The sequence below is a fragment of the Oscillatoria salina IIICB1 genome (assembly GCF_020144665.1).
Taxonomy (GTDB): domain Bacteria; phylum Cyanobacteriota; class Cyanobacteriia; order Cyanobacteriales; family SIO1D9; genus IIICB1.
Genome location: NZ_JAAHBQ010000004.1, coordinates 31,070 through 51,415, shown reverse-complemented (window position 1 = coordinate 51,415; position 20,346 = coordinate 31,070). Strand labels below are relative to the sequence as shown.

General features: G+C 41.1%; 16 protein-coding genes. 7 read left to right on the top strand and 9 right to left on the bottom strand.

Annotated features, from left to right (window positions below):
- Positions 1-492 precede the first annotated feature (492 nt).
- The 3 genes from G3T18_RS01290 to G3T18_RS01280 form a co-directional block, all read right to left on the bottom strand.
- Positions 493-1,308, bottom strand: a complete 816-nt coding sequence (locus G3T18_RS01290) for a DUF362 domain-containing protein (RefSeq protein WP_224408704.1) — start codon at positions 1,306-1,308, stop codon at positions 493-495.
- A gap of 333 nt (positions 1,309-1,641) precedes the next feature.
- Positions 1,642-1,857 carry a hypothetical protein gene (locus G3T18_RS01285; RefSeq protein ID WP_397333899.1) on the bottom strand — a complete coding sequence of 72 codons (216 nt, stop codon included), beginning with the start codon at positions 1,855-1,857 and terminating at the stop codon, positions 1,642-1,644.
- 201 nt (positions 1,858-2,058) lie between these two features.
- Entirely contained in the window at positions 2,059-3,462 is a 1,404-nt protein-coding gene (locus tag G3T18_RS01280; protein ID WP_224408703.1) for an aspartate ammonia-lyase, read from the bottom strand.
- A 198-nt stretch (positions 3,463-3,660) separates the two neighbouring features.
- Here G3T18_RS01280 and G3T18_RS25680 point away from each other — a divergent pair, with 198 nt between their 5' ends.
- Entirely contained in the window at positions 3,661-3,789 is a 129-nt protein-coding gene (locus G3T18_RS25680) for a helix-turn-helix domain-containing protein (RefSeq protein WP_224408743.1), read from the top strand.
- A 109-nt stretch (positions 3,790-3,898) separates the two neighbouring features.
- Here G3T18_RS25680 and G3T18_RS01270 read toward each other — a convergent pair whose 3' ends face one another.
- Positions 3,899-5,146 (bottom strand): MFS transporter, encoded by a 1,248-nt coding sequence (locus G3T18_RS01270; RefSeq protein WP_224408702.1) that lies wholly within the window; start codon positions 5,144-5,146, stop codon positions 3,899-3,901.
- 428 nt (positions 5,147-5,574) lie between these two features.
- Here G3T18_RS01270 and G3T18_RS01265 point away from each other — a divergent pair, with 428 nt between their 5' ends.
- The 4 genes from G3T18_RS01265 (at position 5,575) to G3T18_RS01250 (ending at position 9,170) form a co-directional block, all read left to right on the top strand.
- Positions 5,575-6,606 (top strand): hypothetical protein, encoded by a 1,032-nt coding sequence (locus tag G3T18_RS01265; protein ID WP_224408701.1) that lies wholly within the window; start codon positions 5,575-5,577, stop codon positions 6,604-6,606.
- Positions 6,607-6,640: 34 nt separating this feature from the next.
- Complete coding sequence (locus G3T18_RS01260; protein ID WP_224408700.1) at positions 6,641-7,186, top strand: Uma2 family endonuclease; 546 nt, start codon at positions 6,641-6,643, stop codon at positions 7,184-7,186.
- 185 nt (positions 7,187-7,371) lie between these two features.
- Complete coding sequence (locus tag G3T18_RS01255; RefSeq protein ID WP_224408699.1) at positions 7,372-8,598, top strand: AAA family ATPase; 1,227 nt, start codon at positions 7,372-7,374, stop codon at positions 8,596-8,598.
- Positions 8,599-8,612: 14 nt separating this feature from the next.
- Positions 8,613-9,170, top strand: coding sequence for a DUF4276 family protein (locus G3T18_RS01250; protein WP_224408698.1), 558 nt, complete (start codon positions 8,613-8,615; stop codon positions 9,168-9,170).
- A gap of 276 nt (positions 9,171-9,446) precedes the next feature.
- Here G3T18_RS01250 and ilvB read toward each other — a convergent pair whose 3' ends face one another.
- Positions 9,447-11,291: a biosynthetic-type acetolactate synthase large subunit gene (ilvB, locus tag G3T18_RS01245; RefSeq protein WP_224408742.1), complete on the bottom strand. Its 1,845-nt coding sequence runs from the start codon at positions 11,289-11,291 to the stop codon at positions 9,447-9,449.
- A gap of 600 nt (positions 11,292-11,891) precedes the next feature.
- Complete coding sequence (locus G3T18_RS01240; protein WP_224408697.1) at positions 11,892-12,440, bottom strand: hypothetical protein; 549 nt, start codon at positions 12,438-12,440, stop codon at positions 11,892-11,894.
- 128 nt (positions 12,441-12,568) lie between these two features.
- Between G3T18_RS01240 and G3T18_RS01235 the strand changes: the two genes are divergently transcribed.
- On the top strand, positions 12,569-12,718 hold the full coding sequence (locus tag G3T18_RS01235; RefSeq protein ID WP_224408696.1) for a hypothetical protein: 150 nt from the start codon (positions 12,569-12,571) through the stop codon (positions 12,716-12,718).
- A 161-nt stretch (positions 12,719-12,879) separates the two neighbouring features.
- Here the strand turns inward: G3T18_RS01235 and G3T18_RS01230 are convergent, their stop codons facing one another.
- Positions 12,880-13,665 carry an SDR family NAD(P)-dependent oxidoreductase gene (locus tag G3T18_RS01230; RefSeq protein ID WP_224408695.1) on the bottom strand — a complete coding sequence of 262 codons (786 nt, stop codon included), beginning with the start codon at positions 13,663-13,665 and terminating at the stop codon, positions 12,880-12,882.
- A 249-nt stretch (positions 13,666-13,914) separates the two neighbouring features.
- Between G3T18_RS01230 and G3T18_RS01225 the strand changes: the two genes are divergently transcribed.
- A complete protein-coding gene (locus G3T18_RS01225) occupies positions 13,915-14,769 on the top strand; it encodes an SMP-30/gluconolactonase/LRE family protein (protein WP_224408694.1) in 855 nt (284 codons plus the stop codon).
- 6 nt (positions 14,770-14,775) lie between these two features.
- On the opposite strand, the gene G3T18_RS01220 is transcribed toward G3T18_RS01225, so the two are convergent.
- Both G3T18_RS01220 and G3T18_RS01215 read right to left on the bottom strand, forming a co-directional pair.
- Complete coding sequence (locus G3T18_RS01220) at positions 14,776-15,882, bottom strand: hybrid sensor histidine kinase/response regulator (protein WP_224408693.1); 1,107 nt, start codon at positions 15,880-15,882, stop codon at positions 14,776-14,778.
- Between the two features lie 4 nt (positions 15,883-15,886).
- On the bottom strand, positions 15,887-20,230 hold the full coding sequence (locus tag G3T18_RS01215) for a PAS domain S-box protein (RefSeq protein ID WP_224408692.1): 4,344 nt from the start codon (positions 20,228-20,230) through the stop codon (positions 15,887-15,889).
- Positions 20,231-20,346 lie beyond the last annotated feature (116 nt).

Here is a 20,346-nt window from a genome sequence, read left to right as displayed (position 1 = left end):
TACTATTTTAGCGACTTTCGCTGTCGCAAATTGTCTTCGGTGCAACCAATATTAAATAAAGTTTTTCTTCCTTGTCCTCTATCTGGGGACTGGGGACTGGGGACTGGTGACTGGTGAGGAGGGGATTGGGGAGGAGGGGATTGGGGAGGAGGGGACTGGGGACTGGGGACTGGGGACTGGGGAGACAAGGGAGACAAGAAGGATAAAATGCTAACTGTTCACTGTTCACTGTTCACTGTTCACTGTTCACTGTTCACTGTTCACTGTTCACTGTTCACTGTTCACTGTTCACTGTTCACTGTTCACTGTTCACTGTTCACTGTTCACTGTTCACTGTTCACTGTTTACTGTTCCCAATCCCCAATCCCCAATCCCCAAATAATTTAACAAATAAAAACCGCCACTGAAGAGAGGGCGGTTTAGTTAAGCAATCGGAGGGTTAACACAGGATACGATCCTATTTAGGTGATTGTTTGTAACAGAATTGACCGTCTAGCCAGATTTACCGACATAAATACTCATTGGTTCCTCGATCAATCGGATATAAAGATGCTTAAATGTCGATCGCATGACTCTCGGTAAGCCGAAATCGATCGCTACTAAGTTATCTGGCAATTTCCAATCCTCGACTGTTAACTCGCTAGGATGCTGGAGAGGGAAATTGATTGCGGCTATTTCCGGGCAAATTCCTAAGCGTTGCGAAGCTGCTACTGTCGGTACGAGATCGGGCGAAACTCGCAGAATATCTACCATTGAGCGGTCTAAAGCCAACACATCCGCCGATGCTCCTAGGATACCTAAATCCCTTGGTTCGCCACCAGAAGGTCCATTACCTTCGTGACCGATGATACCATCGATGATGGTCAAATCTGGGTTAATTGTGCGTGCTGTTTCGACGAGCATTTCGCCGAAGCGGTTAACATCTTTACCTGCTTCCATGTGCCACCAAGCTTTCATTTTCCCTGGAACGCAGCCGAAGAGATTTTTTACGCCTAAAGTTAAGTTTAGCTGGGCATGGGATTTGACTTTGGGTAAATTGATGACGACATCGGCATCCATTGCTTCTTTCGAGAGGCGAAGATGGCTAAAGCGATCGCTATCTGTTTCGTAACGCTTACCATGAAATTCGACAATTGGCAAGGATAAATCTTCAATTAAAGGCAGATAACCATTGCTTTTCGCCACACCTCTAGCAGTACCAAAAGCGGGACTATCACCAAAAAACGGTTTACCCCCAGCTTCTTTGACTAATTGGGCGACACATTGACTACTCCCCTCCCTCCGCGTTGCTAAAGGGAGGGGATTCACAAGTAGTTCTCTTTCCTCTTGCAGGCACAGTCAAGTTGCCTCTAGACGCTCAATATGTTGACATATAGCCGCATATATTGCGCTTACTTTTTTGAGTTTTATGCTTTCAAACATCCATCACTCAGCTAGTTTAGTACGCTCCTCGCTCTGAAGAAAGCTTGCAGTGGTTTAGTCATACTGCCGTTAGAGCCAATCTAACCGTTGTTTCTTACTTACCGGGTTTTCGACCTACTAGAGCGAAGAATCACGTAGATTTTCGTTTTACTCGCTATCAACTATTGTACTAACTTTCTAGTTTCTTTTCAATCAAAGTCGCCGTAGAACAGCGAGACTTTAAACCCATTTTTTTTGGTAAACGATTTCGGGACGGGTGATACATTCTTTACTCGGACGACTTCCGGTGAGAAGATTGGGTTTCAGGAGGACGCGAGATCCTTTTTTGACAAAAGTTTCCATTCCTCCTAATGGTTCTAACAATTTCCTAAGATCGTTTCGCAATTCTTCGAGGTTATAAGAATTGGCACGAATTAAACTAACATTATTTGTCATGAAAAATTAATTTATTCCGAAATTTTCAGCGATCGAAGACAGTTATCAGTTACCAGTTATCAGTTATCAGTTACCAGTTATCAGTTACCAGTTATCAGTTTATCCCCTAATTTCTCCTTGTCTCCCTTGTCTCCCTTGTCTTCCCAGTCCCCTCCTCCCCAATCCCCTCCTCCCCAATCCCTAATCCCTAATCCCCAGTCCCTAATCCCCAGAAAGGGCGCTCATTTTTTCTAAATCGAGAACAGAGGCGAGTTCTGTTTCATTCATTAAACCTTTTTCGAGGACGATTTGGCGGATTGATTTGCCTGTTTCGAGGGATTCTTTAGCGACATCGGCAGCTTTGAGATAGCCAATGTGAGGGTTAAGGGCGGTAACTAAAGCTAAACTACCTTCAGCATAGCTAAGACAGCGAGATTGGTTGGCTTCGATTCCTGCTAAACAGCGTTTGGCTAAGACTTCGATGGTATTACCGAGAATTTCGATGCTGTGGATGAGATCGTAGGCAATTAAGGGCATCATGACATTTAATTCTAATTGTCCTGCTTGGGCAGCAAAAGCGATCGCGGTGTCATAACCCATAACTTGAAAACAGACCATCGAAGTCATTTCGGCAATGACTGGGTTGTATTTTCCGGGCATAATCGACGATCCTGGTTGTACTGAAGGCAGTTGAATCTCTTTTAAACCCGTTTTGGGTCCAGAGTCCATTAAGCGCAAGTCATGGGAGATTTTTACGCAGTCTTGGGCTAAGTTACGCAATGTTCCAGAGATATTGACAAAAGGAGCCATACTCTGCATGGCTGCCATGAGATGTTCTGCGGGTTGTAAAGGTTGTTGAATAAATTCAGTAAGTAGTTCAGTGACGCGGTAGCGATATTGCGGATGTGTATTTAAGCCAGTTCCCGCCGCACTACCACCAATACCAAGTATAGAGATATCTTCTGAGGCTCTTTCGATTCTAACCAAATGGTCGGTTAAAATTTCTGCCCAAGCTTTGAAACCCTCTCCTAGTCTTACAGGGACAGCATCTTGTAAGTGAGTTCTACCTGATTTGACAATATCCTTAAATTGAATCGCTTTTCGATCGAGAATGGCGATCGCGTCCGACAAAGCTGGATACAATGAATGTTCTAAGGCGAGTAATGCGCCAATCCGAATTGCTGTGGGAATTGTATCGTTGGTAGACTGACCGTAGTTTACATGGTCGTTGGGGCTGACGCGCTGATAGTTACCTTTTTTGTCGCCTAAAATTTCTAAGGCACGATTAGCGAGGACTTCGTTAACATTCATGTGGTGGGAAGTACCCGCCCCAGCTTGGTAAACGTCAACGACAAATTGATCGCGAAATTTACCTTGGAGGATTTCATCTGCGGCTTGGGCGATCGCCTTTGAGATATCCTGGGGAATACAGCCTAATTCACCGTTAGTAATGGCTGTAGCTTTTTTAATTAGCACGCAGGCATCAATATACGTGGGTAGGGGTTTGATGCCGCTAATGGGGAAATTTTCGATGGCGCGTAAGGTTTGAATTCCGTAGTAGGCGTTTTGGGGAATTTCTCGCTCTCCCATTGAGTCTTTTTCAATGCGGTAGTTTGGTTCGTTCATTAGGTTATTTGTCGATTTAGGTGTTCTCCTTATTGTGTAAGATGGCGCGAGAAAACCTCGTCGTTTGACGACACCGGATGCGCTTTGCGCCCTAAGTTCCGCTTCCTACCATTTTGATCGCTACCATTCCAACAATAGTCTATTAAGATTAGGGCAAGGAGTGGTAATAGTCAATGTTAAAAGCGTACAAGTACAGGGATATATCCAACGTCCGAACAAAATATCTTACTTGCTAAGTCTTTTGGTTCTGCGCGTTGTTTTTTTTATTTTGCGCTTGAATTGACATCCAACACCTACAAAGAAATAGTAAAAGGCTTGAGTGAGTGAGATAGCTTTTTGAAAGTTAATTGACTCGGGAATAGAAAACTGATTCATGTCGGAAGCGACTTTCTGCCCTTGCTACTCTCACATAAGCTTATCGTTCGCCCATTTTAAGCTAAACTCGTACTCGATCGGGAACTTCTTTCCAGAAGAGGGGAACGGCAAACAAACCTATTATCAGTTGAATCCCACCAAATATAGCCAGAGACGTTACAAATCCAAAGCGCAGTAGCTCCCCAAATATCAAACTACCAATGCCAAATCCTGTAAAAAGAGTGAAAACTTTTAGCCCCATCGTTTGTCCTAGATTATTATCGTCTCCCAGATCCGTGACAATTCCCACAAACAAGGGCTGAGTCAAGTCATAACCTAAAGACAACACAAGAATTGCGATTGTTGTTCCCACGGGTGAAATCTCGAAAATCATCACCACTCCAGCCAGAGCAGCCATGACTAACCCAGCCGGAACAAGCCAACGCCGTCCCCAGCGATCTACTGCTCGACCAATCAGAGAACTTAGCAATAATCCAGGAACACCGTACCCAAGAATGGTTAAACCAATACTCAAGGCATTCATATTGTACCGTTGCGACAAGTATAAGCCTAGCCAAGTGTATACGCCAGAGTGGTAAATGCCATTCCATAAAACATAGGCATAGGTTCGTTGTCCCCGAAAACTGGCTAAAATTTGACTGTATCCTTGAAAGATTTGGCGAAGGGTGGGTAGTTTTTCGACTTTTGGTGTATCAAATAAACCTCCGTAACGATGAAGTCGCCAAAGTACGATCGCCGCCAGCACAGCCGTTCCGAGAAACAGCGATCGCCAACCGATAAATGGTTCAAGAATCGCTCCCCCTGCCGATCCTGCTGCCATTCCTCCCTCCATTGCTGCAAATACTAATCCTAGCTTTGCACCTCGCTGATCGAATGGGAATAAATCACCAATTAAGGCAAAGGTGAGAGGAATCACCCCACTTGCTCCAATTCCGGTTAAGAGTCGCCAGGTTGCCATTTGGGAAGCGGTTTGAGAGGTCGCTGTTAAAGCTGTACAAAGGACAAAAATGGCTAGAGAGAGACGAATAATCGACCATCGTCCAAAGCGATCGGACAGTAGCCCGTAGAATAATGCCATCAGTGCATAGGACAGCATATAGGCAGGAACAATAAAGCCGATTTCCTGCACCGGAACGTTAAATACTTCAGCTAAACGGGGAATGAGGGGAGCTATCATATACCCCTGTAGAAAAATTAGTCCGGCGGCGATCGAAAGCCAATAGAAGAGGTACTGATGTTGTCTTAGGCGAATTGCGCGATCGGCTGATTCTGTATGAGGCAGGTAGTCCAAAGATCTTTTTCTTGGCATGGATTTTGGGGAACTTTAACTTACATCCCATTCCACAGACTCCTAAACCCTAAGAGTTTCGCCGGAGTTCCTATACGGACAATAAAAGCTAAAGGCTGATTGAATTTTGAAGCTCGCAACTATTGCAGGTAAGTTGTGGAAGGGGGCTGTAATGTCATCATATCTTGATAAATAGGCTAAATTTCCCCAAAATTGTATGTTTAGATACATATTTTTTATGTTACTCATTATAAGAACTCATTTACCAATAGATATTGGAGACAAAAAGCAATTAGGGAATAAACTGTTCACTGTTCACCACTGTTCACTGGTCACTGTTCCCTGTTCACTGAACCCAATCCCCAATTTTTCTTTCTTTTGGTCGGGGTAAGTTGGTTTTTATCGGTGTTATTCTAGGTTTAATCTATCAATTATTAAGCTAAATTTCTATGACGAACACTCAAAATAATCCTGACCCAATTCAAGCTGTTACTGATGTTGCTGAGACAGTAGGTAAAACTTCTCAAGAAGTTCTCGAAACTGCTTTTGGGGAGGCGGAAAAATTACTGGCTGGCGCGATCGCGGGAACTGGTACTACTCTGGAGGCGATCGCAGATTTACCTTTTTTGCGCCAAACTGTGAAGTTTTTTAAGGCAAATTGGTTATTAAGTTTGTTGGGTGAGGTGGATGTTGCCGAAGTTGAAGCTAAGGTAAATAAATTTAAGTCAGAATATCCTCAAGAAAGTGAAAGCGAAATTGCTCATCGTTTGATGGTCGAACAAGCTTTGAATGCGGGACGTTTGGGACTATTTACGAATTTACTTCCTCCTTTTGCAGCAATTTTGTTTGGTGTTGAATTAGCTGCAACGACGCAAATGCAAGCTGAGTTGGTTTATCAAATTGCTGCTGCTTATAATCTCGATCTAAAAGAACCTTCTCGTCGCGGTGAGGTGGTGACAATTTTTGCTTTGGCAGGTGGTTTTAATGCTGTTAAACTGGGTTTGAATTTTGTCGAGATTATTCCTGGTGTTGGGGCTTTTGTTGGTGCGGCGAGTAATGCGGCAATGCTGTATGCGGTTGGTTATGCTGCTGCTCGTTTTTATGAGGCTAAACAAGGTAAAGCAGCTAATTTCAATCCGGAAACTATTTATCAGGAAAGTGAAGCTTTTTTGACGAAATCTCAGTCTCAACAAGCGATTATGAATCAAGTTTTGGTGGAGATGATTTTAGCGGTTTATCCTGATAAAACTCGCGCAGATGTGATTAACGAAATTCACTCAGTACATTTTCCTGATTCTTCCGTTGAGGCAATTTCTCATCAAATTGAAAATCCTCAACCTCTGGAATTATTAATTGGTCAATTAGAACCGGATTTCGTTCCGCCATTATTAGCAAGATGCGAAACTATTGCTCAGGAAAGTGATAAGATGAGTCCGAAAGCTGAAGAAATAATTCAGGCTTTGCGGGCTAGAAGTTCGTAGTTAGGCTAGGCTTTTTTACGAGGTTGGGAAATTCATGACTACCGCGATCGCCCATTGGACACTTGCTGAGTACCACCGGATGATTGAAACTGGTTTGCTTGTCTCTCGTCGTGTGGAATTACTTAAGGGGTTAATTGTTGAAATGTCGCCGGAAGGACCCGCTCATGCTGAGAAAAGTACCGATACGATGGAATTATCGATCGGTGCTGCTCAAGGTCGCTATCGAGTTCGTGCGGCGAAACCGATTACAATTGAAGAGAGTAACAGCGAACCGGAACCGCATCTAGCTTTGGTGAAGCCTCAGTCTTATTTGCGATCGCATCCCTCTCCTGCTGATGTTTACTTGATTATTGAGTTTGCTAATTCGAGTTTGGCTAAGGATACGGAAGAGAAACGCCTTGTTTATGCGATCGCCGAAATTAACGATTATTGGGTTGTGGATTTGATCTCGCGTCAACTGATTATCTATCGTCACCCCAATAATGGTGATTATACCTCCGAACAACGGCTAACTTCTGGTTCTGTCTCGCTTCTGGCGTTTCCTGATGTTAGTCTTCCTGTTACTAGATTGCTAGCTTAAACAAATTCACCTTTTTTCCCTGGTTCCCTAGCTCTGCTAGGGAACGTACTGCTTAAGACTCCGGCTCGATAATAGCATAATTTGCTTAATTTTCTTTCTTAGGCTCAGTGCTTCTAACTTAAATTTAGTAAGATATTAGCTTAAAATAGCTATAACAATATCTGAACAAAAAAACAAGATACACAATGCCTAAACAATCTATTCCTAGAATTGAATACCTCCGAGTTCAAAATTACCTGGCTTTGCATAACTTAGAATTAAAAAATTTAACTCCTCTCACGGTTTTTCTGGGTCCCAATGGTAGCGGCAAATCTACAATTTTTGATGTTTTTGCTTTTTTAGCAGAAAGTTTTACCGATGGATTAAGAAAAGCTTGGGATAGACGAGGAAGATTTAGAGAACTACGGACGAGAGATACAGAAGGAAATATAGTTTTTGAACTCAAATATAGAGAAACCCAAAAATCTCCTTTAATTACTTATCACTTAGCGATCGCAGAAAGAGTAAAAGGACCATTCGTAGCTGAAGAGTGGTTGCAATGGCGAAGAGGACAAAGGGGTAAACCTTTTAAGTTTCTTGACTTTAAAGAAGGAGAAGGAAAAGTAATTACTGGAGAAATGCCTGATGAACAAGATGAGCGAATATATGAGCAGCTAGAGTCTGCTGAATATCTAGCCGTAAGCACCCTTGGACAGTTTGCCAAACACCCTCGCGTTAGTGCCTTACGTCGCTTCGTTACAGATTGGCATCTTTCGTATATAACAGCAGACAATACTCGTAGTATTCCCGAAGCAGGCGCACAAGAAAGACTCTCTCCTACAGGAGATAATTTACCAAATGTGATTCAGTACCTAAAAGAACAACATCCGCAACAGTTAAATGAAATTCTGGAGAAACTTTCTTCTCGCGTACCTCGCTTAGAAAAAGTTCAACCATCAATTATGCAAGATGGCAGGCTATTACTACAGATTAAAGATGCTCCTTTCGCTACTCCAATCTTAGCTAAATTTGCTTCTGATGGTACTTTAAAAATGTTAGCATACTTAACAGTTTTGTACGACCCAGATCCGCCTCAGCTTATTGGTATCGAAGAACCAGAGAATCATCTCGATCCTCGTTTATTACCGGAACTTGCTGAAGAGTGCCGTCATGCTTCTGCAAATACACAATTGATGGTAACAACACATTCACCGTTTTTTGTTAATAGACTCAAACCGGAGCAAATCTGGGTATTGTATCGAGATGAAAAGGGTTATACTCAAGCTAAACGTACTGCTGATATGCAAGGTATTAAAGAATTTATAGAAAATGGTGCATTATTAGGTTCTTTGTGGATGGAAGACTTTTTTGAATTTGGTAATCCTCTTAAAAATCATGGTGCGCCTAGGAAAAAAATTAACACAAAAATGTAAGGGAGCGATTTACTTTGCATCTAGAGTTTTTAGTAGAGGAATATTCAAGTCAAGTATTTTTAGAATTAATCTTACCCAAAATTCTCGATCGAGATATAACTTTTAATATTCACCCCTTTCAAGGAAAACCTGATTTACTTAAGAAATTACCCGCAAGGCTAAAAGGATATAAAGCTTGGATAACTGATGATTGGAAAATAGTTATTTTATTAGATCGAGATCGAGAAGATTGTCAAAAACTTAAACATAAGTTAGAAAAAATAGCAAGTGATGTTGACTTACTAACTAAGTCTTCAGCGACAAATAAACAAAAATTTCAAGTTTTGAATCGAATTATTATTGAGGAACTTGAAGCTTGGTTTTTTGGAGATATTGAAGCAATAATTAAAGCTTATCCGAGAATCAATAAAAATCTTGCTAATAAATCTAAATATCGAGATCCTGATGCCATTAAGGGAGGAACTTGGGAAGCTTTGGAAACAATCCTTCAAAAAGCCGGATATCACTTAGGAGGATTAGATAAATCTCAAGCTGCAAGAGAAATTGCTTCTTACCAAAAAAAATGGGTTTAAAGCCTCGCTGTTCTACGGCGACTTTGATTGAAAAGAAACTAGAAAGTTAGTACAATAGTTGATAGCGAGTAAAACGAAAATCTACGTGATTCTTCGCTCTAGTAGGTCGAAATCCCGGTAAGTAAGAAACAACGGTTAGATTGGCTCTAACGGCAGTATGACTAAACCACTGCAAGCTTTCTTCAGAGCGAGGAGCGTACTAAACTAGCTGAGTTAAGGGCAACCACGGGGGGTTTGCCCCCACGAGAAATAGGGGCAACCACGGGGGGTTTGCCCCTACAGTTTTGTACCGCACTCAGGACAGAATTTGTTGAGGGCGATATTTTTGGCGCCGCAATTGCTGCAATATATCAATTCGGCGGCTTTGTCAAGTCGATTTTGTTCGGGTAAACCAATCATTTGCGCGTTGCTCTTGCCGGGAGCGACCATTGGATAGCAGTTTTCGTCTCTCTTCACCCGTGCATCGATTAAGACTGGACCGTCGTGGGCTAACATTTCGGCGATCGCGTCTGGCAATTCTGCGCGAGACGAAATTACCATTCCTTTGATCCTGTAAGCTTTGGCTAAGATTTCAAAGTCAGGCATTCCTAATTGCATATTTGATGAGGAATAACGCTCGCCGAAGAAGGTTTGTTGCCATTGGCGTACCATTCCTTGCCAACCGTTATTAATAATTATGGTCTTGACATTTATACCATATTGTGCTAAACAACCCAACTCTTGCAAATTCATTTGGAACGAAGCATCGCCACTGATACAGATAACTTCTTCGTCAGGAACTGCCACTTTTACGCCCATTGCGGCGGGTAAGCCATAACCCATTGTTCCCAAACCTGCGCTAGAAATCCAACGACGGGGACCGTTTTTCAAGAATTGTGCCGCCCACATCTGGTGTTGACCGACATCAGTGGTGTAATATGCGTGAGGCGCTTGTCGTTCCAACTCGACGATAACTTCTTGGGGAGAGAGGCTATCTGGGTATTGAGGAGCGACCAAAGGATAATCATTGCGCCAGCGATCGATGCGCGTTAACCATTCAGCAGTGCGATCGCGCGATTCCGGTAAATTTAATTGGTCGGCGCGTTGTAAGATTTGTTGCAAAACTTGACGTACATCGCCAACAATTGGTACATCTGGAGCGCGGTTTTTGCCAACTTCGGCGGGATCGATATCAATATGAATAACATTCGCCCGACAAGCAAATTCGTCTAACTTACCCGTAACGCGATCGTCAAATCTCGCTCCCACAGCGATCAACAAATCGCACTCCGAAACAGCAAAATTAGCATAAGCCGTCCCGTGCATTCCCAACATTCCTACCGAAAGGGGATTATGTTCGTCGAATGCTCCTATCCCCATCAAAGTTGTCGTAATCGGAATTTGAAAACGTTCTGCGAGTTCCTTAAGTTCTGGATGGGCGTTCGCTGAAATTGCCCCACCACCTACATAAAGCAAAGGTTGCTTTGACTCTTCAATTAATTGCAAAGCCGCATTAATTTGCCGAGGATTACCTTTAACTGTAGGACGATAACCAGGTAACTTAACATCACCAGGTTCGACGGGAATGTAATCAAATTCTTCTAAACCGACATCCTTGGGTACATCAATTAAAACAGGTCCCGGACGACCCGTACTCGCAATGTGAAAAGCTTCAGCGACAATTCTCGCCATATCAGTCGCTTCCCGCACTACATAAGAATTTTTAACAATTGGTAACGTAATTCCAAAAATATCAGTTTCTTGAAAAGCATCAGTACCGATCGCCGCTCGTGCAACCTGACCTGTTACTACTACCATTGGAATTGAGTCCATGTGTGCGGTAGCAATTCCCGTAACTAAATTTGTTGCCCCAGGACCGGAAGTAGCAAAACAAACTCCGACTTTTCCCGTCGCCCTCGCATAACCATCAGCAGCGTGAGACGCACCTTGTTCGTGTCTCACCAAAATATGTTCGATGTCGCCTCTGGCTTCGGCACGATATAACTCGTCATAGATTGGTAGAATTGCACCACCGGGATAGCCGAAAATATGCTTTACCCCGTGGCGAACGATACTGTCAATTAAGGCGTATGCACCCGTTTGGCGCGATGGCTTCATAGTTAACGATCTTGAATTAGAAATCTTTGTAGTAACCACGATATAACTTTCCCAAACTAAGCGAACTTTAATATTTAGGTTTTGTTGCTAATGATGCAACAATTTAGAGCAAAACTTGATATTGGTATAAGTTTTTACTTTAATTTAATATTTTCTTACTGTCTAGAGGTGATTTAGTTTTTTTGCGGAAAAACTGGAGGTTGTAACTTTTCCCTGGCTCGGGATGGCTACACCAATCTTGCGGTACGCGCTTTCCCTCTTATCAAAATTTCTCGATCTGTTTCCTTGACAAATTATCATAAGTGTGATAATACTAAAAAATTAAGCTGAGACTTTACTATTTCCTTTTAACTCCTTAATACTTCATAATTCATCTCTCTTTATTCGTACTTTATACAAGTTTTAGAATTTGCCGGAGATTGGGGATTAGGAATTGGTGATTGGGAATTAGGGACTGGGTTCAGTTATCAGTCAAAAGTGAACAGTTAGCAAGTACCTGTATTTATCAGTTTATCCCCTAATTTCTCTTTGTCTCCCTCCATCATGTCCGACTCCCTCATCTTTATTGACAGTTGATTACTGATAACTGATAACTAATAACTGTTAACTGATAAATGCTAGCTGCTAAAGTTCTTCTTCGTAACGTTTCAGAAGTACAGTTAAAAATTCCCTAGTCGAGCAACGTACCCGACACCCAGAACTTTTTACCCACCATCCTAGTGTAGCTTGAGGATTTGCCCACAATGCTAAATGCTTTACACTTGGTTCAGCATAGAAACTATCTTCACCTGCACCTAGTAAAGCCGAACTCCAGTGAGTAAAATAATCGTGGCTAACCCGATGAATGGGAAAATTACCAGCTAGAGGCATTCCCCAACCATCAAAAGCAATTAAAGCCTTTACTTTCCGCTTTTGCATCTGCCAACCTAAAGCTGCACCCATAGCACCAACAACGCCAGCACTAAAAGCAATAAACAGCACTGATGAGTTACTATTTAGGGTAACATTGCTCTCCAGAAAGTTGAAAATATCAATAGCTGAATATGCTTGTCGCTCTTGGGCTGGAAAAATGATGAAGTTTTTTAAATTTTCTTCACTGTTTTGACACAATTGTTGTACAAACGAGTCGGTTAACTGAGGAGAATGGATACCAGGACAAATTAGTTTAACCATTGGCGAGTTTCTAACAATAATAACCGATAACTGCAAAATAGTCACCGATCTAAATCACTTCTTAGCGCGACGAAAATCAGAGTGATTGCTAGCAATATCTTCCAGACTAAGAATAAAAGAGTTGGGAGATGAAAACTATGCAAGTTGCTCAACTAAGTTTATCGCTTCCTGAAGTTTACCCTGCTAAAGAATCAATTTCGCGTCCTAGGAAACCGAAACTTATCGCTAAATGGTATAAAATTGACGGCAAGCTGATTTGTAAATGGGTATCAGAATAACACAATTTAAGATCGAATCTTACTCGGATACGCCTTGGCTTTTATTTAGCGAAATTCTTGATAACACCCTCATTTTTACTCGTGAGTGTAACAAAAGTCCACTGTGGGAAATAACCTCCTCTAGCTAACTATTGCTTAGGGGAGGAAAAAAGCCTTAAAATTTATTGGGGACGAAATTGTCTGGCAACTAATCTTACTAATAAAGGTCGAGGTAAAATTCCCGAAAGTCGGCTGATAATTTTATTTTGAATTCCACCTGCGACGACATAAGAATTATTATTTTCTAAAGCTTGAAGTGCTTCTTTAACTACTGATTCTGGAGAAGCCGCAGCACCTTCTTTTTCACCTCCGGAAGCAAATTTTCCGAAGCCTGCACGACTGAAAAAATTAGTTTCTGTAGGTCCGGGACAAAAAGCGAGAATTTTTACTCCTGTATCTAAATTTTCTGCCCAAAGTGCTTCGCTGAAATGCAAAATAAACACTTTTGTTGCTCCGTAAACCGAGAGATAAGGTATAGGTTGAAATGCTGCAAAGGAAGAAACATTGATGATGCTTCCTTTGCCTCGCTGCTGCATTAAAGGGAGAAATTGATGAGTTAAGTCTACCAAGGCTAAGACATTCAATTTAACTATGTCTAGTTGTTTTTCGTGGTCAGTTTCGCTAAAACGACCGTAGTCGCCAAAACCAGCGTTATTAATTAATAAATCTATTTGCAATTTTTTGTCCTGGACAGCTTTAAATACTTTAGTGCCAGCATCGGTTTCAGTAAGATCTTGGACAATTACTTCGGCACGAATTTGATATTTATTTTGCAATTCTTGGGCAATTTGGTATAGTCTATGTTCGGAACGAGCAAGTAAAACTAAATCGTTTTTGCGCTTGGCAAGTTCAATGGCAAAAGCTTCGCCAATACCAGAAGAAGCACCTGTAACTAAAGCTGTGGACATGGAATTTATTAGTTTAATTATGACAAATTGCTGTTCGGGAGATGAGCTGATTCATTTCCGTGAAAAGCAAAGATTACATTTATTGTGCCAGAATTAGTCTTATTTTAGCTTCTATCTGTAGTCTTAACTAGAAGAAAAATTACTGGGTGATGGAGGAAATTATAACTATTAGTGGATATTTTACTAAGGAGAAAAAAGGTATTTAACAAGAAAGAGTATCTGAAGCTGGAGGAAGAAATTAGCAAGATTATGAAACCGGAAATTATTGCCGATTATCAATGTCATAATGCAGAAGTTCCTCTTTGGCACAAGAGGGAAAAATGCTTATACTGGACGGATATTCCTAGGGGACGAATGTATCGCTATCATCCGGGGACAAAGAAAAGCGAACAAATTTATGAAGGTAGTCCAGTTGGGGGTTATACTATTCAAGATGACGGAGCTTTGCTATTGTTAAAAGCTGGTGGTAAGATTCTGCGCTGGGATGATGGGAAAATGACTTTAATTGCAGAAATTCCCGACGAAAGTGAATCTCGCTTCAATGACGCGATCGCCGATCCTCAAGGACGAGTTTTTTGCGGTACAATGCCTACACCCGAACGTCTGGGTAGACTTTATCGCCTTAATACTGATGCTACTCTGACAAGTGTTCTTGATGGGATTGGTTGCTCGAATGGGATGGGTTTTACTCCTAACCGCCAGCAAATGTATTATACCGATTCTACCGTAGGACAAATTTATCTGTTTGACTACGATGCTGCTAGTGGGAATCTCAGTAATCAACGAGTTCATCTTACCATTCCTAAAAAGGAAGGCTTACCTGATGGTTTAACTGTCGATGCAGAAGGTTTTCTTTGGTCGGCTCGTTGGAATGGAGGACATCTTTTCCGTTATAATACTCTTGGTGAAGAAGTTTTGCGCGTTCCTTTTCCGGCGAAAAAAGTTACTAGCCTTACTTTTGGTGGTGAAGATTATACAGATATGTTTATTACTACGGCTGGTGGCGATAATCGCGCTGAAGAAGGTGCGGGTGCTGGTGCTATTTTTCACCTCAATTTAGGTATTCAAGGTGTACCTGAATTTTCCTCTCGTATCGGTTTTTAAGATTAGTTATTGACGAGGAGAATGTGTAGGTAGAGTGACGGTGAATCTAGTACCTACTCCTTCTTTGCTTTCTACAAAAATTGTACCTTGATGGAGTTCGACTGCTTGCTTGACAATTGATAAACCTAAGCCAGTTCCTTTAATTTTGCCTACGTTCTTTGCTCGTTCAAATTGTTGGAAAATTTTGTTTTGATAATCTGAGGGAATACCAATTCCTTCATCGGTTACTTGCAAGATAACTTGTTCTGTTTTGCAAACTAGATTGAGGCTAATTTTACCGCCTTGGGGAGAATATTTAATCGCATTGGAAAGTAAGTTGTTGAGAATGTGACGCAGGAGTTTTTCATCTAAATAAACTAGGCGGCATTCTCCGCGATCGCTAAATTTTAAACTATGCTTTTCTGTAGCAATTATGCTAAATTCTGCTAATAAGTTTTGGCAGTACAGAGCAATATTTAGCGGTATAGGATTTAACATTAGTTTACCTGATTCAGCACGACTCAAGGTTAAAATATCGCCCAATAACTCGCTCATGTTGCTAACTGCTACTTGAATTCTTTCGATCTGCTTTTTCTTTTTTTCTTCGTCTAATTGCCGATCGTAATTTTGCAAGATTTCTGTAGAGATTTGGATTGCAGTTAGGGGATTACTTAGGTCGTGAGATACAATTGAAATATAACGCTTTTTTTCTTCATTGCTAGCTTGAGATGCTGCGAGAATTTCGGCAATTTTTAGTTGTTCCTCGTGTTTTTTTAAGGCAATTTTAATTGTTGCGTGTAACTCTCTTTCTTTAAAAGGTTTAAGAATATAACCATAAGAACCAGATTTTTCAGCTCTTGCTAAAGTGTCGTCATCGGCATAAGCTGTTAAATAAACAATCGGAATATTATGACTTTCACGAATCATATTTGCTGTTTCGATACCATCGTAGTTTCCTTTGATTGCAATATCCATTAAAATCAAGTCAGGGTTAAGTTCAATGGTTTTTTGTAGAGCTGCTAATCCCGAAGAAACAACACTTACTACTGTATATCCCAAAGCTTGTAATTTTCGTGACAAACTTTTGGCTATTAATAGCTCATCTTCAACAATTAAAATCTTAACTTCATTCACAATTTTATAATCTCCTTTCGTAGTGCAATTCGGAAAATGTTAATTTAAATGTTGTGCCGTGACTTCGCTCTAATTCTAGTTTACCCTCTATTTGTTCGGTTAAAGTACAAACTAGTTGCAAACCTAATGATTCTGTATTTTGCCAATCGATTGTTTCGGGGAAGCCGACACCATTATCTTTGACTATTAGAGTTATTTCTCGAGCTTTATTTTTCTCTAATTTTAGCCAAATTTTGCCTTTTCTGTCACCAGGAAATGCGTGTTTAAATATATTAGCAACTAATTCATTAACTATCAAGCCACAGGGATTAGCTGTTTCAATATTTAAATTAATTGGTTGTAAATCTAGAGCGATTTTAACTGATTGAGATTCAGGATTACAAGACATAAAAATATGATTAACTAATGTTTCTAAATAGTCACCAAAATTAATTTGCGCTAAGTCGTCAGAGCGGTATAATTTTTCATGAATTAAAGCCATTGTTTGAATGCGATGCTGACTATTTTCAAACATTTTAATAATTTTCGGATTTTTGAAATAATCAGCTTGCCATTCAAGCAAGCTAGAAACTACGAGCAAATTATTTTTAACGCGATGGTGAATCTCTTTTAGTAACAATTCTTTTTCCCGTAAAGAAGCTTTAATTTTTTCTTCAGCTTTTTTGCGATCGCTAATATCTCGGAAGTAAACTGAGATGCCATCTTTGTAGGGATATACTCTCACTTCAAACCAAATTTTTAAGGGTGGATAATATTCTTCAAAAGCGACTGTTTTTTGTTCTTCAGTTGCTTGAAGATAAGCAGCTTCAAACTTAGTTCCGATAGCTTCTGGAAATACTGACCAAATATTTTTGCCAATTAATTCTGTTGCCGGACGCTGTAAAATTGGTTCCAAGTAAGAATTAACAGCAATAAATCGCCATTGTTTATCTAAAGCAAAATAACCTTCGGTGATACTTTCTAAAATATCGGAAATTTGTTGCTTGGATTCTTGTAAAGCTAATTCAAATTTCTTCCGTTCGCTGAGATTATGAAAAATGCCAGCAAAAGCTAAAATTTGCTTAGTATTTCGTTCTTTAATTGGAAAAACATTATAGAGACTGGGGATAATTTCTCCAGTTTGAAAGTGACGCAAACCAATTTCGCCAGTATCAGCTTCACCTTGGCGTAATTTGGGCAAAATTTTCGTTACTATTTGAGATAAATCTGCTGGTGAATAAAAATCAGTAATAGGTTTGGTGTCTAAAGCTATATCTTCATTTAAACCTACTAATTCCCTACCACCTCGGTTGAGATAAGTAAGCTGTCCAGATACGCTAGTCATGACAATAAATTCGCTACTATTTTCGACTAAAGCAGCTAATTTTTGTCGTTCGGCTTCTCCTTGTTTGCGTTCGGTAATATCTCTTTCAACACCGCGATAACCTTTATATTGACCTTGAGCGTTAAAAATTGGTGTACCGCTAGTTTCGACAAAAATGAGATAACCTTGGCGATGAATAAGGGTATGTTCTAAGTTGTGAATACTTTGTCTTGCTCGTACTTGGAGATTAAAAATTTCTTCGACTCGCTCTGCTTCCTGGGGTAGCATTAAATCAAAAAAGTTTTTGCCAAGTAATTTTTGGGGGTGATAACCTAAAATATCATAAACTCTGGGGCTAAGATAAGTAAAGTTTCCGTTGCAGTCAATTTCCCAGATATAATCGCTACTAGTTTCTACTAAGTTACGGAAACGTTCTTCACTTTCGCGTAGTTTTTCTTCGGTGCGCCGATGTTCGCTAATTTCTTGCATGAGTTCGGCGACGGTTTTAACTAATTCTCGGGTGCGTTGTTCGACTCTGGTTTCTAGTTCTTCATTTAATTTTTTTAGTTCGGCTTCGGCTTCTTTGCGTTGGGTAATATCATGAGCGACAGAATAAAGTTTGCCATCAACAGCCGGATGAGATGTCCAAGCAAACCAACGATAATTACCTTCTTTAGTGCGATAGCGATTTTCAAAATAAGTGCTGGGGATACCTGCGGATAACTTTTCTAATTCAGTGAAAGTAGAATTTACGTCATCAGGATGAACAAAGTCAATAAATGGTTTGGTGAGTAGTTCGGTTTCAGTGTAGCCAAGAGTGGATTCAAAACAAGGATTAAGGCGCTTAAAATAGCCATCGATACCAGCAATACAGAACATATCTAAAGAAATATTGAAAAAGCGATTTAACTCTTCTTCTGCTTGTCGGCGTTCGATGGCGATCGCTAAAATATTTGCTGCTGTTTGTAAAAAGTTAACGTCGTCGGTAGTAAAATTTCTGGCTGTGGTGGTATGCACTCCCAAAACACCATAGGCTTCGTTATTTTTGCCGGGAATAACTACGGTTATGCCGGAAATGATGCCGTGGTTGTGTAAAAAAGGGGAACCGCCGAAGCGATTTTCGACGCGCAAATCTTCAACTACTATCGGTTGAGATTGCAGTAAAGTATAACCTGCTTGCGTGCGTTGGTTGACACTAACGATCGCTTGTCCAAGCCAATTTTGCTGCCAGCCGATACCAGCTTTGAGAGACAGTGCAGCTCGATTGGGAAGTAGTTCCAAAACCTGACAGTGTGAGACTTGCAGAGTTTTAGCAATGATTTTAGCCGTTTCGTCCATGAGTGCATCGAGGTCTGTTTGCGCTAAAGCAATTTGACCGAGTTGGGCGATCGCTTCTTGTTGTTGAGCGCGAAGGCGGAGTTTGGTTTCGGCTAAAGAACGTTCTTCAAGTTCGGCTTGGACGCGATCGAACAAAGTCGCTTGTTGAATGGCGATCGCTACTTGAGTAGCTACTTTTTCTAGTAATTCGATTTCTTCTGGTTGCCACTGTCGGGATTCCCAACACTGATTTACACTCATTAAACCCCACAATTCTTCGCCAGTCAGTACGGGAACTAACAATTTGGCGCGTATTTGTAATTGCTCTAAAAGTTCGAGGTGACACCGAGCCATTCCTGCGGTATATATGTCGCTGACAGGATGAATGCGACCTTTTTTATAAGGTTCAACCCAGTTGGGAGCAAAGCAAGGATCGTAAATAACTCGTCCCATCAACGACTCAGCACCTTCTGCAACTGACTCGGAGACGACAATTCCACTCCAATCTTCAGAAAAACGATAAATAATTACCCGATCGGCAGCAAAAAACTCTCTAATCTCGGTTACGGTAATGTTGAGAATGTCATTAATATCGATCGATTGGCGGATGTGTAAAGAAATATCTGCCAAGAGGCGATCGCGTCGAGCTTGTTGTTGTAGCGCTGCCGCCCGTTCTTGCACTTGTTGCTCTAAATCAGTATTCTTTTGCTGTAGGAGTTGCCAATTCTCGGTTTCCAGACGACAAACTTTTTGCTGCAAAACTTCGACCACATCATACAAATTAACTGGATCGAGAGGACGCAATAAACTGCTTTGGGTAACTATTCCTTGTAACTCTCCCCCAGAACCAGTTACGACTAAACGCCGGATGCGCCGACGCTGCATTTTTTGATGAGCGATCGCTAAACTATCAGTGGGATTCAGACAAAATAGTGGCGCACTCATAACCACTGACGCTGGTAAACGTGCTAAATCTAAACCTAAGATTTTAAATTGGACAATATCTCGCTCAGTAATCATCCCAATCGGTTTGAGAGATTGGGAATTGGTGACTGGTGACTGGGGACTGGGAATTAGGGACTGGGAATTGGTAACTGGTGAGTTTTGTGGAGAGTTTGTCTGTAAAGTCTCTCCATTTTCAACAATTACAACACAACTAACCTGGTGCATTGCCATTAACCGAGCTAAATCTAACACCGAAGTTGTTGCTGGTGCGCAAATTACCTGAGCGTGCATCACCTCAGCGACAGTTCGCAACTTCAGCAAACTCAGGGGTTGCATACACTCGCGCAGTCGATCTTGAGTAATGACTCCAAAGATATTTCCCTGTTCGTCGATCGCTGGCAGGTGACGAATGCGATGCTGTCGTAAGATTGCTAAAACCCCGAAAACGTCTCGATATTCACTTTTGTTTAAGGTAAACAAATGCTTCGTCATTACCTCAGAAACAGTTAACTGAGCAAGTTTTTTTTCGCTTGCGGCAATATTTACTAAATCTCGTTCGGTAAAAATCCCCACAATTTTGTTAGCTTCGATTACTAAAGCATAGCTGCTAGAAAGTACTTTACTTTCAGCCTTACCATCTGCAACTAAACACTGAGTGCCGATAGTCTGGTACATTCGATCGAGAACTTCTTCGAGGGGAGTATCGGGAGTTACTTGAAGTGGAGAGCGATCGCAAATCTCTTCTAAGGTGGGTGAGTAAAATCCGAGGTTTTCGAGTGACATAGACTATCGCAACACTGAATAACAATCTTGCTGTGGTTTCTTTTGATTTTAACCACGCTCTCTTTAGAGATACACCGTGTAATCTCTGTACTTGTCAGTTTGCAACGAAGGAGAGA